This window comes from Nonlabens agnitus, from assembly GCF_002994045.1.
Taxonomy (GTDB): domain Bacteria; phylum Bacteroidota; class Bacteroidia; order Flavobacteriales; family Flavobacteriaceae; genus Nonlabens; species Nonlabens agnitus.
This window is the reverse complement of record NZ_MQUC01000003.1, coordinates 2,395,415-2,408,581: the sequence shown is the minus strand read 5'-3', so window position 1 is coordinate 2,408,581 and position 13,167 is coordinate 2,395,415. Positions and strand designations below refer to the sequence as shown.

The following is a 13,167-nucleotide window of genomic DNA, read 5'->3' as shown; positions in this document are numbered from 1 at the left end:
ATTGCGTAGTACTTTTGCTTATTCAAAATAATTCTAAATAAGGTTTGGAAAAGACCATTGCACATCTAAAGCGCGGCGAGATCGCGATCATTAAAAATTTTAAGGAGACCGACGTTCCCTTAAAATTGTTAGAAATGGGTTGTCTGCCTGGCAATCTAGTGACGATGATGCAGAGTGCACCTTTTCAGGATCCGATTTATTTGAATATCAACGGTACGCATCTAGCCATTAGACGGGAAACTGCGGCAAAGATAAATGTCGATCCCTATGTCTAGATCTATTAACGTTGCACTTATAGGTAACCCAAATACGGGTAAAACTTCCTTATTTAATAGGTTAACAGGACTTAACCAGAAAGTTGGAAACTATCCTGGCATCACGGTAGAGAAAAAAGAAGGTGTCTGTAAACTAGATCGTGGACTTAAAGCGCATATCCTTGATCTTCCAGGAACTTATAGTTTGAACACATCATCGCTGGATGAAAGTGTGGTTGTGGAAACATTACTCAATAGGAATTCTCGAGACTTTCCAGATGTTGCAGTAGTGGTGAGTGATATTGAAAATCTTAAGCGCAACCTTCTTCTCTTTACCCAAATTAAGGACCTTGAGATTCCTACCATTCTCGTGATCAATATGGCAGACCGCATGGAGCGCAAAGCCATTACCTTGGACATCGAACAGATGGAAATTGAGCTCAATACAAAAGTGGTATTGATAAGTGCTCGTAAGAACCGAGGTATTGATGACCTAAAAGATGCTATCACGCAATATAAAACGCTCAAAACAGATCCTTGTGTCAATGCAAGCGTTATAGATCCTGAATACTTTGAGCGTCTAAGAAAAGCTTATCCGCAACAGCTGGTTTACAAGTTATGGCTGGTGATTACCCAAGATGTAAATTTTGGAAAAGTAGATCGTAACCGTGATTTTGATCAACTCAAATCAGGTTCATTCAATATAAAGTCTGAAGAAGATTTAAAACGGTTACAGCACAAAGAAACCGTAGTACGTTATCAGTTTATCAATGGGTTACTCAAAAAAGTACTTACCGTAGATCAACTGCATGCTAAGGATTTACGCAGTAAGTTAGATCGTGTGCTATTGCACAAGGTTTGGGGTTACCTCATTTTCTTCTTGATCTTGCTGGTTATTTTTCAAGCGATTTATGATTGGTCTTCCTACCCAATGGATTGGATCGATCAATTATTTGCATCCTTCAGCGCCATTACAGCGTCAAGTTTGCCTGCAGGACCACTAACCAGCCTTATTGCCGAAGGTATCATTCCAGGATTGGGTGGTATCGTGATTTTTATTCCACAAATTGCTTTTCTATTCTTCTTTATTTCGCTGTTGGAAGAAAGCGGTTACATGAGTCGTGTGGTGTTCTTGATGGACCATATCATGAAAAAATTTGGATTGAGTGGTAAGAGCGTTGTACCGTTGGTTTCAGGAACTGCTTGTGCTATACCAGCCGTTATGGCGACCCGCAATATCGAGGACTGGAAAGAGCGATTGATTACCATTCTGGTGGTACCATTTACAACCTGTAGCGCGAGATTACCGGTATATTTAATCATCATCGCGCTCGTGATTCCAGATCAAGATTTGTGGTGGATTTTCAACCTACAGGGCTTGACTTTGATGCTGTTGTATTTATTGGGATTTGGTGCGGCTATTTTTTCAGCTTGGGTACTGAATAAAGTACTTCCTATTAAGAGAAAGACCTTCTTTGTCATGGAAATGCCAGCCTACAAATTACCTATGGGCAAAAATGTATTGATCACTGTTATCGAGAAAACGAAAAGCTTTGTTTTAGGTGCTGGTAAGATCATTATGGCCATCAGCATTGTTTTGTGGGTACTTGCCAGTTATGGTTTAGGAGAGCAATTCACAAATGCCGACGAAATCGTCACCCAGCAATATGCAAGTCAGAACTTATCTCAAACTGAACTGGATCAAAAAATTGCATCTCACGAACTGGAACACAGCTTTATAGGTTACATAGGCAAAGCGATAGAGCCAGCCGTTAGACCACTGGGTTATGACTGGAAAATTGGCATTGCGATCGTGAGTTCCTTTGCCGCGCGTGAAGTTTTTGTGGGAACACTGGCGACTATTTACAGTGTTGAAAGTAGCGAAGAAGAAACCATTAAAAACCGCATGCAGGCAGAGACCAATCCCATTCTAGGTGGTCCATTGTTCACTTTTGCCAGTGGTATTTCCCTGCTGTTATTCTATGCCTTTGCCATGCAGTGCATGAGTACGCTGGCGATTGTCAAACGGGAAACTAATGGCTGGAAATGGCCTGCGGTTCAATTCACGGCAATGACCTTGATCGCCTATTTTGCGGCGTTGGGTGCCTTTCAAATCCTGCAGTAATGAACGTCTTGTTGCAACATTTCATGTTATTAGTTCGCTTTCGCGAAAGCGAATTACAAATCTATCTGCAGTACGGTATCGTTATTTTGCTATTGATTGCAGCCGTGGTGTGGCTGTTTAGAAAAAAATTATTCCCGTCACGTTATAATTCCAATAATTGCGGCGATGGTGATTGTGGTTGTCATTAGCATTTGAAGCACAACATCAACACATAAAAAAAGCCCGTTCAACGAACAGGCTTTTAGATGTAAGAAATATAAATATGTATTACTGGATAACTCTAACGTTAACAGCATTCATCCCTTTTTTTCCTTCTTTTTCTTCGTATTCCACTTTGTCACCTTCTCTAACCTCATCGATTAGTCCAGTTACGTGCACGAAGCAGTCTTGATTTGTTCCATCTTCAACGATAAAGCCGAAACCTTTTGACTCATTGAAAAATTTTACGGTACCTTGTTTCATTATAAAAAATTGTAATAATTAAGCCACAAACATAATAAGATTCTTTGAACCAAATTGTTAATAACTTAAATTATTTACTTTTTCCAGTATTGATGGGCTTTTATGATGGTAATTTAGGTGAGCCATCGATGTAAATGGTTGTTCCTTTGACACTTCGGTCATACATTACGATGCTGCCAGCCACAGAAACATTGAGACTTTTAGGCGTCATAAACTTGATGAGATGGTGTGACTTTTCAACCGCTTTTTTGCTCAATCCGTGATCTTCTGCACCTAGCAAATACACCGCATTACGTGGATGGTGAAACTCTTCCAACAGGGTTGCTTGATCTGCCAGCTCAACACCTATGAGCATGGCACCTTTAGGAAGATGCTTATAAAACTCGTCAAAAGTTTTGTAGTGAAAATAGGGAATGGCATTGACGGCATTGTGAGTGTCGCTGGCTTGTTTTGCATAACGATTCCCAATGGTAAAAATAAAACTCGCTCCAAAATTCTGAGCACTGCGCCACAGCACACCTAGATTTTCTGGCGTCTTTCCATTTTCTATCCCAATACCAAAAAAGCTATTCTCTAATGGATCTATCATCGCTGTGGTTCCATGGTTCTAGTTTCAACAACGGCCATTCCCAGGTGCAATTTTCCATAACCTATTTTACCATCAAAGTAGTCAAAAGCCGGTTTCATCGAACGGTCCTTTTTGAAGTTGGGCAGCATGTTTTCCAGCTTTTCTAGGTCAACACCATCCAGTAATGGATCCACTTCTACATCACGGTGTGATGCATAACGTTTACCTAGGTGTGATAGAATGGTATCTGCTTTTAGGGAACGTTCCTCTGCAATTTCTTCAATGGATTTTCCAGCCCAGAAAGCTTCCACGCTCTCCATCACCGTATCTGATAATCCGCTGATATTGGAGCGTTTCTTCTTTTTCTTTTTAGTTGCCGCACGATAGATAAAGCTAGATGGTCTAGATTCTTTGTGTTGTTCTACTACTTTTAAAAATTGTTGACTGTATTTATCATGTTTATGGACACCAACTCCAGTAATATCTGCAAACTCGTTATCATCTAGTGGTAATCGCGCTGCCATATCCTTAAGTGTTGCGTCACTAAAAACCATATACGGCGCCAGATTTTCTTCCTTGGCAAGGCTTAAACGCAATTCTTTTAATTCTTTGAACAACTCCTTGTGAACCTCTTCGGGCAATTCCTGTAATTGCGCTGCGGCAGCTCGCTGCTCTGACTTGGGAATTACTGCTAGTCTAACGGGCTTGTCCTCAAACAATACCTTTTCAGATTCAGGAGTAAGTTTCAAATGGTTGTTTTCATGAAACGCGATCTCCAGTAATCCCTGATTGATCAATTGGATGATATACTGTTGCCAGTCGTTCCATGAAGTTTCTTTTCCTGCACCATAGGTCTTGATCTTATCAAAGCCACTTTCCATGACGCCAGCATTATTGGCACCTCGTAACACATCTACCAGCAAATTAAGAGTAGCTCTTTGACCCATGCGGTACACGGCACTCAAAGCCATTTGTGCCTGTCGTGTACCATCCATAAAATCTGGCTTGTTGAGGCAAACATCGCAGTTGCCACAATCTTGTTCCAGAAACTCATTGAAATAGGACAACAACATGCGCCTGCGGCAGGTGAGCGCCTCGGCAAATTGTTTCATTCGTTCCAGTTTTGCGATCTGCACCTCGCTATTCCCGCTACCTTCTGCAAACTTGCGCAGCTGGATCACGTCTGCATAGCTGTGAAACAGTAAAGCTTGCGATTCAAGACCGTCACGACCGGCACGTCCTATTTCTTGATAGTAGCCTTCGACGTTTTTAGGCATGTTGTAATGGATGACAAAACGAACGTTGGACTTATCGATTCCCATCCCGAAGGCGATCGTCGCCACCACAATCTTGACCTCGTCCTTTATGAATTGTTCTTGTACGCTTTCGCGAAAGCGATTTTCCAATCCAGCATGGTAGGCAGCAGCAGAGAACCCTTGTCCCTTCAACTTTGCTGCAATATTCTCGCAGCTCTTGCGGCTCAAACAGTAAATGATCCCTGAGCTTTCTTTATGATGGTTCAAAAACCTAAAGATTTGCGTCATGCGGTTGTTGCCGGGACGCACTTCCAGCATGATATTGGGCCTGTCAAACGACGCGACAAACTCTCTTGCATTGTCGATAGCCAGTTGCTTTTTTATATCGGCTCGAGTGGCACGGTCAGCGGTTGCGGTGAGTGCAATGAGACTGGCTTCTGGAAAGGATTTCTTAAGGTAGGAAAGTTGCGTATAGGCAGGCCTAAAATCATGTCCCCATGTTGAGATACAGTGTGCCTCATCCACAGCGATAAGTGAGATTTTGACTTCGTTTAAATGATTTTGCAACAGCGAGATGCTTTCTGGAGCCACGTATAGAAGTTGTAGCTGATTGCTTTGCAGTTTTTTAATCACCTCATCTTGGTCTGCTGTATCCTGTGAGCTATTGAAAAATCCAGCTGCAATGCCATTTGCATTAAGCGCATCTACCTGATCCTTCATTAATGCGATGAGTGGTGAAATCACCAGCGTAATACCGGGTAGAATGAGTGAAGGCAGCTGGAAACACATGGACTTACCGCCACCTGTAGGCATTACCACCATCAGGTCATTGCCGTCAATAACGTTGTCGATGATCTTTTCTTGAAGCGGTCTAAAGCTGTCGTACCCAAAGTGCTTTTTGAGTAATTCTAATTTTGTCATGGCGTGAATTTGTTGATCTGGCGTTGAAGCAATACAAAGGTATAAAGTTAGTCAAACGGCACAAAGATTGAGTATGCTTTTGCACGATGGTGTTCATCACATGATAAGCAATCCATTATCTTTACCTACTCTTATTATAAATAGATTTTTGATATGAAGAAACTGATAGCTGTACTCTTTTTTTCCTGCTTTTTTTATGCAGGCGCACAATCGATTAATGATTACAAATATGTGGTGGTCGATAATCAGTATGAGTTTCAAAATGAGGCAAACGAGTACCGCTTAAATGAGTTGATGGTTTTCGAATTAAAAAAATATGGGTTCAATGCCTATCGCAACTCTGAAATTTTACCTGCCGACTTGAATCGCGGGCTTTGTAACTCACTAAAATTAAATGTGTACAAATCTGGCTGGTTGTCAACGGAATTGTATGCAGAATTAGTAAACTGCGGTGGAGAGGTTCTTTTTACTACACCATCCGCTCGCAGCAATACAAAGGATTACCGTAAGGATTATTTTTCCACTGTTCGTGAATCCTTTAAGTCATTTGAAGATCTGAATTATCAATATACAGGTGATGATCAATATATCGCACCTACCAGACTACTTACCATTCAAGAAGAGCAACAACTCAAAAAGGCTAAAGAAGTAAAGTCAAAAGAAAATAAAACGGTAGATGTTACTGCTGAGGAAAAAGCGGAGACTACACCAGACAATCTAAAGGAAGTATCTAGCGCGTTGCCCGAAGCCATTAAAATGGACTATGAAGACGTCAGCATTACTGGCTTATCGATCAAATTCGACAATTCAAAGGATACCTTCCAATTATTCAAGAATGGAGAAGTAGTGGGTTCTGGGCGTAAATCTGCTGCTGGGGTTTACCTTATCACTGCCGAATCTTTTACAGGCCTCGGCTTTCAGGACGGTAATAATTTTGTGATTGAATTTGATCAAAATGGTACTACCCAACGTATCGTGCTTGCCAAAATATAATCACTGATGCTTTCCTACCTCAAACCTGTGTTTTCTTAAAAATTGCTTGCCACTGTCAATGGCATCATCTTCTAGCGTGGTCGCCGTGTTATCGTTCCGCCGGTTGAGGTAACCAAAGAGTGAGATGACACCCAGCATTTTTACGATCTCACCGTCGTCCCAAAATTCATGCAAGTTCTTCTTTATACTAGCATCTACGGCATTGGGAATTTGGCTCGCTGCAAGGGAAAAATCTAGTGCCGCTCTCTCCACTGCAGAGAACCCGGGATATGTTCTATATTCCCAGATATTATCAAGCTGTTTCTGTTCTGCGCCGTAACGTTCTGCTGCTCGAATGGCGTGTGCCTGACAATAGCGGCAACCCTTAGCATTACTGGAAACCCAAGCGATCAATCGGTTCAAGGCGCTGGTAACGCGACCTTCATTTGCCATAACGGCCTTGTTGAGGTTTATGAATGTTTTTGAGATCGCTGGCCTACGTTGCATGGTCCATACTGAGTTAGGGCAAAAGCCCAAAGTCTCATTAAAAAATACAGCAAGTTCTTTAGTTTCTGGATCGTGACGTGATCTGGCGGTAATGGAATTACTGACAACATGTTTCAATAGAATGATCCGGAAGTAAGAGAAATTCTTTAATTCATTTTTTCACGTTTACCTTTAAGCATCTAAATCACTATCATGAGAAATAGGCTGACTTTATTCTTAGGTGTATTCTTTTTGATTGTAGGTACTTTATGGCGGCCTATCCTATCACGGATGAATTCCTTGACGGAATTGGACTTCTTGAGATTTGCCAATCAAAGCCGCAACTTTATCATTCTTGGCTTAGCATTCCTATTTGTATTCGTCCTGCGCAAGATCAAAAGTAAATTCCTCCAAAGATTTGATATTCAAAAGGAAAACAACCTTAGAGCCAGAAAAGTTCATACCCAAGTTGGCATCCTTGAAAAGATCCTCATATTTATAACTTTTCTAATAGCAATTGGTCTCATATTACTTTCTTTTGAAAATATAAAGGAAATAGGAATAGGCCTTTTTGCATCTGCTGGTGTGGCTGGTATCATCATAGGTCTATCTGCCCAGAAAATGGTAGGTGCCTTGCTTGCAGTCATACAGATAGCCATCACCCAACCGTTTAGGCTTGGTGATGCTGTCGTGGTAGAAGGTGAATGGGGCTGGATTGAAGAGATCAACCTTACCTATGTTGTCGTTAGAATATGGGACAAGAGAAGGCTGGTATTGCCATCCAGCTACTTTTTGGAAAAGCCATTCCAGAACTGGACTAAAAATAGCGCAGACATCATAGGCACCGTCTTTTTATACACAGACTATAGCGTTCCTTTTGCAGAGCTGCGTGCAGAGCTCACCAGAGTATTGCAGTCAACCGACTTATGGGACGGCGAGGTGAATGTATTACAGGTCACAGACTCCAAAGAATTTTCTATTGAATCCAGAATTCTTGTAAGCGCTAAAAACTCGCCTACAGCCTGGGATTTGCGGGTTTTTGTGCGTGAAAAGATGATTGAGTTCATTCAAAAGAACTATCCAGAAAGTTTCCCCAGAACGCGAGTGGAACTCAAGGATAAGAAGGCAGATATTCAGGCCAGTTGATAAATGAACTTATCTTTGATGTCTTAAAACACCATTTTGCGCTGGACACTCAAACCACCACCAGATCCTGAAAAACAGGAACAACTAGCCCAAGATCTCAATATTGATCCGGAGCTGGCGGGTTTGCTGGTGCAGCGTGGTATAGACGCTTTCGCGAAAGCGAAATCCTTCTTCAGACCATCTCTTAAAGAATTGCACGATCCATTCTTAATGGCAGATATGCAACTTGCGGTGGATCGTATTCTGCAAGCTGTAGAAAACAGTGAAAACATCATGGTTTATGGCGATTATGATGTCGATGGAACGACTAGCGTTGCGCTCATGTCCACTTTTTTACAGAGCTTTTATCCTCAAGTATCGACCTATATTCCAGATCGTTATGATGAAGGTTATGGCGTTAGTTTCAAAGGGATTGATTATGCTAGTGACAATAATTTCACTCTCATCATTGCCCTGGATTGCGGCGTGAAAGCAATAGATAAAGTGGCCTATGCGCGAGAAAAGGGAATTGATTTTATTATCTGTGACCACCACAGGCCAGGTAAGGAATTACCAGATGCGGTAGCTGTATTGGACCCAAAGCGAGCAGATTGCAACTATCCGTTTGATGAATTGTGCGGTTGTGGTGTTGGCTTTAAATTGTGCCAGGCGATCGCAAAGGTCAAAGGATGGGATTTTGAGATATTGATTCCTTATCTGGATCTAGTAGCCACCGCGATAGGCGCAGACATCGTTCCCATGGTAGATGAAAATAGGATACTAACCTATCATGGGCTGCATGTGATCAATACCTGTCCACGACCAGGATTTCAGGCGATCATTTCCCAGCTCAACAAAAGCTCGCTCACATCTACAGATGTTGTTTTTACCATTGCACCACGCATCAATGCTGCGGGAAGAATGAAACACGGTTTGTTCGCCGTTGAATTACTCACTGCCGAAGATATTGACACAGCAATAACGCTCGCCAAAGCTATTGAACAAAACAACACAGATCGCAAAGAAACCGATAAATGGATCACCGATGCAGCGCTGGATCAGATCATTGCCAATGAAGAGAAGAATGGTTTCTCTACGGTCGTTTATGATCCCAGCTGGCACAAAGGTGTTATAGGTATTGTAGCTTCCAGACTTATAGAAACCTATTACAGACCTACCGTCGTCTTTACTAAAAGCGGCGATAAGCTGGCAGCCAGTGTACGTAGCGTCAAAGGATTTGACGTTTATAATGCGCTAGAGCAATGTGCTGAATTTATTGAACAGTATGGAGGTCATAAATATGCGGCTGGATTGACCATAAAGGAGGAACACTATGAAGGTTTCAAAAAGCGATTTGAAGAAGTAGTTTGTGCCACCATCAAAAATCAAGATCGCACTGAAGAGGTCACTATTGACATGAAACTGCCGTTAACATCGATCTCACCTAAGTTCTACAGGATCCTGAAACAAATGGAACCTTTTGGTCCTGGTAATATGACGCCCGTTTTTTTTACCGATAACGTAATGGACACTGGTTATGCAAAAGCGGTTGGCGCAGATGGAAAACATCTCAAGGCCTGCATTACTACGGGAAAGAATTCTGCTGTAAAATATAATGCGATAGGATTCAATTTAGGAGATAGAATAAGTTTGATCAATGAAAATCAAACGTTTAAAATGGCTTATTCCATTGATGAAAACACCTGGAATAATGTGACCAGTTTACAACTTAGGTTAAGGGATATTCATTAATGACTCGGCATGTGCAATCAATTGTAAGAGCGCATTTATGGTAACTGGTTTTACCACAAAGTCTTTGATGTCCTCGTACTTTTTAGCTTTGATCCGGTCATTGGGATCAATGGATGAGCTGATTAAGTAAACGATAATTTCTTTCTTGTCAGCAAACTGTGAGAATTCATCCATAAACTGCCAGCCGTCCAGAATAGGCATATTGATGTCCAATAAGATGATATTAGGATAAGGCAAATTATTTTCCTTGCGGAAATCCAGTTGCTGCTTTGCCTCTAGGCCATTTGAAAACGTGTCAATGCGATGGGTTAAATGATTTAACTCCAACATCTTCTTTATCGTAAAGGTAAAGATGTCGTCATCATCTATGATCCACGTGTAATCTATTGCCATCTCTACAGAGTGATATTAAATTTAGTACCTACATTTTTTTCACTCTCGACTCTAATCGTTCCGCCCATGGCTTCTACCTGATTTTTTGTCATATAAAGACCTATACCTCGAGCATCTTTGTTCCCGTGAAATGTTTTATACATTCCAAAGATCTTATGTCCATTAAGCTTCATATCAATACCTATACCATTGTCTTCAAAGATGATTCTAGATTTCCCTTTGTGTTTATAGGCTTTGATGGTGATTCTACCGGGCACATCTTTTTTTCTGTACCTGATACTATTGGTAAGCAAATTTAGAATAATACTTTCAAGGTAAGCTGGTGATGCTGCTACTGTAAAATCATCATCCATTTCTACATCTACATTGATGTGATATTCCTTAATCTGGGAAGATATGTTTTCCATTACCTTAAAAATGTTTTCCTTAAGATAGATGGGACTCAATTCTATTTTCTTGGTATTGACCGCAACCACATCGTTGAGGTGACTTATGGTTTCAGCCAGTTGAGAACTGGAAGAAGATAGGAGCTTGATGATGTTATTTTGATCCTCAACATCCGTTTCTTGATGATATAAGTTGAGCAAGACTTCAAAATTACTGGAATGGGATCTCAAATTGTGGGAGACAATATGTGCAAAATTGAGAAGCCTTTCATTTTGTTGCTCTACGTACTTGGTAAAGGCTCGCAATTCTTCTTCTTTCTTTTTGATCCCAGATATATCTATGACTTGGATCACTAGGTCGATAGGGTTACCTTGATCGTCATCGATCAATGTCCCAATTACTGAACAAATCACAAACCTTCCTGTAGACTTCTTCAAGTGAATGTCCAGTTCAATACCGTCAATTTTATTATTTAAAAGATCAGTGACGGAATTGAATAATTTTGGGAAATCTGCTTTGAGGACAAATCTTTCAAGAGAAGAAGTTTTGATATGGTCGCTATGATAATTGAGCAGCTCACAAATCTTTGGGTTCACTTCAGTAATGCTCAAATCAATAGGATCTACGACCATCATCCCAACTCCAGAGGCTTCAAAAACATCATGAAATTTGCGTAGCGCGAGCTTATAGTTTTTTTCAGACACGACTTTATCGGTGATGTCTTCAAAAGTTCCGTATTGTCTAATGCATTTGCCGTCAACTATTTCTGCCTTCATAACACTGCGCACCCATCTCTCTTTGCCTTTTGCGGTAATGATCTGCAACTCGACTTCAAAACGTTCTCCTGTTTTGTACGATCTTGCAAATAAGTCAGAGACTATTTCCTGATTAACTCCTGGTTTGTAAAAATCAATACCAGTTGCGATATCAGGAACAAAATCTTTATGAACCTCATGTATCTTTTTTGTTACCATTGACCAGTATAGCTCGTTGGTAATATGATTCATTTCCCAAGTTCCTATTTTTGCCTTGTCAGCAGCATCTAGGAGGAGTTGGTGCTCACGATCGACCTTACTTTGAAGTTTTAAAGTCTCGGTAATATCCTCTGTGGACATTACTAAACCGCTGATTTCACCATTTTGATTAAAAGTAGGTCTTACAGCCCATTTGATCCATTGATGACTGCCATCAGACCTTACGAATAACTCGGCAGGATTAGATTCGATATTACCGTATTTAAGAATACGTTGATGCTTCTGTTTCCATTCTTCACCTATTTCAGGAAAAACTTCGTAGTGGCTCTTTCCTATGATATCTTCTTGTGGCAACTTATAATCACTTAACCACTTTGCAGAATAAGCGATGTATTTGAGATCAGTGTCTAAATAGGCTATCGCAATAGGAGCCTGCCAAATAGCTTTAAATTGAATAGATTGATCCATTTTTAGGGGTGTTTTCCTATTAAAGGTAAAAAGTTTCGACCGATAAAATCTACGTAATGATCACCTAAACGGATTTATAGATTAAAAGTAAATAAATGAGACTAAAAACACAATAGAAATGTTAAAGAAGGCCGATGACCGACTCTTTAGTCCTTAAAACGCTTTAATTTGAAGGATTGCCCACCAAATTCACCATAAGTATAATAAGAGATCCAGTCACCTAGATTGTAGTATGTGGCATTCTCAGAAATGGAGATTTCCATAGGTAGATGCCTGTGGCCAAAAATGAAATAATCAAAATGCTCCTGCTCCGTTTTACGCTTGGCGTATTGCGCCAGCCATTCTTTCTCTTCGCCCAAAAAAACCGCATCATCATCGCCAGAGATCAATTTGTTCTTTACAGAAAGATGCCGCGCCAGCCTGATGCCTATATCTGGATGGATCCACTTAAAACACCATTGAAAAAAAGGACTTGTAAAAATCTTTTTCATGCGTTTGTAACCCTTATCACCAGGTCCTTTACCATCACCATGACCTATAAAAAACTTCTTGTCGTTAAACTCGAAAACCTGTGGATCGTGATAAACGGGAATGCCCAGCTCTTCTTCAAAATACCCGAACATCCATAAGTCATGGTTACCCACAAAAAAATAAATGGGTATACCGCTATCGCGTATTTCGGCTAGCTTGCCCAGTACACGCACCTGTCCTTTGGGGACCACTGTTTTGTACTCAAACCAGAAATCAAACAAATCACCCAGTAAAAAGATCGCGGCAGCATCCTCCTTAACCATATCCAGCCATTGCAGGAATATTTTCTCACGCGGTTTGCTCAGCTCCTGTGTAGGTGCTCCCAGATGATTGTCACTGGAAAAATAGATTTTTTTACCTTCTGGAATCTGCATGGGTTCAAAGATAGCAATCCCGCAACATATCTAATGGCCCATATTTTGCCTACAGTTACCATAGTGTTAAGAGGTAGTTCGCTTTCGCGAAAGCGATATCAATTTCCATCTCCTTGAAC

At 40.9% G+C, this 13,167-nt stretch carries 13 protein-coding genes; 6 read left to right on the top strand and 7 right to left on the bottom strand.

Annotated elements, in window-relative coordinates; all coding sequences use genetic code 11:
* The first annotated feature begins 44 nt into the window (after window positions 1–44).
* From BST86_RS11045 to BST86_RS11035, 3 genes are read left to right on the top strand one after another with little or no spacing between them, the layout of a single operon-like run.
* Complete coding sequence (locus BST86_RS11045; protein WP_105983296.1) at window positions 45–275, top strand: FeoA family protein; 231 nt, start codon at window positions 45–47, stop codon at window positions 273–275.
* Complete coding sequence (gene feoB / locus BST86_RS11040) at window positions 268–2,379, top strand: ferrous iron transport protein B (protein WP_105983295.1); 2,112 nt, start codon at window positions 268–270, stop codon at window positions 2,377–2,379. Before BST86_RS11045 ends, feoB begins: the two co-directional genes overlap by 8 nt.
* Window positions 2,379–2,567 carry a hypothetical protein gene (locus tag BST86_RS11035; RefSeq protein ID WP_242446517.1) on the top strand — a complete coding sequence of 63 codons (189 nt, stop codon included), beginning with the start codon at window positions 2,379–2,381 and terminating at the stop codon, window positions 2,565–2,567. Before feoB ends, BST86_RS11035 begins: the two co-directional genes overlap by 1 nt.
* A 79-nt stretch (window positions 2,568–2,646) precedes the next feature.
* Here the strand turns inward: BST86_RS11035 and BST86_RS11030 are convergent, their stop codons facing one another.
* The 3 genes from BST86_RS11030 to recQ all read right to left on the bottom strand — a co-directional run bounded on the left by BST86_RS11030 (window position 2,647) and on the right by recQ (window position 5,586).
* Entirely contained in the window at window positions 2,647–2,841 is a 195-nt protein-coding gene (locus tag BST86_RS11030; RefSeq protein ID WP_055411274.1) for a cold-shock protein, read from the bottom strand.
* Between the two features lie 100 nt (window positions 2,842–2,941).
* Window positions 2,942–3,430, bottom strand: coding sequence for an RNA methyltransferase (locus tag BST86_RS11025; protein ID WP_105983294.1), 489 nt, complete (start codon window positions 3,428–3,430; stop codon window positions 2,942–2,944).
* Complete coding sequence (gene recQ, locus BST86_RS11020) at window positions 3,427–5,586, bottom strand: DNA helicase RecQ (protein WP_105983293.1); 2,160 nt, start codon at window positions 5,584–5,586, stop codon at window positions 3,427–3,429. The genes BST86_RS11025 and recQ overlap by 4 nt, the downstream gene beginning before the upstream one ends.
* Before the next feature lie 153 nt (window positions 5,587–5,739).
* On the opposite strand from recQ, the gene BST86_RS11015 reads away from it, so the two are divergent.
* A complete protein-coding gene (locus tag BST86_RS11015) occupies window positions 5,740–6,579 on the top strand; it encodes a hypothetical protein (RefSeq protein ID WP_105983292.1) in 840 nt (279 codons plus the stop codon).
* On the opposite strand, the gene BST86_RS11010 is transcribed toward BST86_RS11015, so the two are convergent.
* The gene (locus BST86_RS11010) at window positions 6,580–7,182 is read right to left on the bottom strand and encodes a carboxymuconolactone decarboxylase family protein (RefSeq protein ID WP_242446516.1); all 603 of its coding nucleotides are present in this window, start codon (window positions 7,180–7,182) and stop codon (window positions 6,580–6,582) included.
* Between the two features lie 75 nt (window positions 7,183–7,257).
* Here BST86_RS11010 and BST86_RS11005 point away from each other — a divergent pair, with 75 nt between their 5' ends.
* Both BST86_RS11005 and recJ read left to right on the top strand, forming a co-directional pair.
* Window positions 7,258–8,190, top strand: a complete 933-nt coding sequence (locus tag BST86_RS11005; protein ID WP_105983291.1) for a mechanosensitive ion channel family protein — start codon at window positions 7,258–7,260, stop codon at window positions 8,188–8,190.
* 36 nt (window positions 8,191–8,226) lie between these two features.
* Window positions 8,227–9,921, top strand: coding sequence for a single-stranded-DNA-specific exonuclease RecJ (gene recJ / locus BST86_RS11000; protein ID WP_105983290.1), 1,695 nt, complete (start codon window positions 8,227–8,229; stop codon window positions 9,919–9,921).
* Here recJ and BST86_RS10995 read toward each other — a convergent pair.
* The 3 genes from BST86_RS10995 to BST86_RS10985 form a co-directional block, all read right to left on the bottom strand.
* On the bottom strand, window positions 9,904–10,314 hold the full coding sequence (locus BST86_RS10995) for a response regulator (protein WP_105983289.1): 411 nt from the start codon (window positions 10,312–10,314) through the stop codon (window positions 9,904–9,906). The two genes, recJ and BST86_RS10995, sit on opposite strands and share 18 nt — an antisense overlap.
* A 2-nt stretch (window positions 10,315–10,316) precedes the next feature.
* The gene (locus BST86_RS10990; RefSeq protein WP_105983288.1) at window positions 10,317–12,143 is read right to left on the bottom strand and encodes a PAS domain S-box protein; all 1,827 of its coding nucleotides are present in this window, start codon (window positions 12,141–12,143) and stop codon (window positions 10,317–10,319) included.
* A gap of 146 nt (window positions 12,144–12,289) precedes the next feature.
* Entirely contained in the window at window positions 12,290–13,048 is a 759-nt protein-coding gene (locus BST86_RS10985; protein ID WP_105983287.1) for a UDP-2,3-diacylglucosamine diphosphatase, read from the bottom strand.
* Window positions 13,049–13,167 lie beyond the last annotated feature (119 nt).

Excerpts from the sequence above, each read along its gene's own strand:
- feoB (WP_105983295.1), top strand. The coding sequence starts at position 268 with ATGTCTAGATCTATTAACGTTGCACTTATAGGTAACCCAAATACGGGT.
- BST86_RS11035 (WP_242446517.1), top strand. The coding sequence starts at position 2,379 with ATGAACGTCTTGTTGCAACATTTCATGTTATTAGTTCGCTTTCGCGAA.
- BST86_RS11030 (WP_055411274.1), bottom strand. The coding sequence starts at position 2,841 with ATGAAACAAGGTACCGTAAAATTTTTCAATGAGTCAAAAGGTTTCGGC.
- BST86_RS11025 (WP_105983294.1), bottom strand. The coding sequence starts at position 3,430 with ATGATAGATCCATTAGAGAATAGCTTTTTTGGTATTGGGATAGAAAAT.
- recQ (WP_105983293.1), bottom strand. The coding sequence starts at position 5,586 with ATGACAAAATTAGAATTACTCAAAAAGCACTTTGGGTACGACAGCTTT.
- BST86_RS11015 (WP_105983292.1), top strand. The coding sequence starts at position 5,740 with ATGAAGAAACTGATAGCTGTACTCTTTTTTTCCTGCTTTTTTTATGCA.
- BST86_RS11005 (WP_105983291.1), top strand. The coding sequence starts at position 7,258 with ATGAGAAATAGGCTGACTTTATTCTTAGGTGTATTCTTTTTGATTGTA.
- BST86_RS10995 (WP_105983289.1), bottom strand. The coding sequence starts at position 10,314 with ATGGCAATAGATTACACGTGGATCATAGATGATGACGACATCTTTACC.
- BST86_RS10990 (WP_105983288.1), bottom strand. The coding sequence starts at position 12,143 with ATGGATCAATCTATTCAATTTAAAGCTATTTGGCAGGCTCCTATTGCG.
- BST86_RS10985 (WP_105983287.1), bottom strand. The coding sequence starts at position 13,048 with ATGCAGATTCCAGAAGGTAAAAAAATCTATTTTTCCAGTGACAATCAT.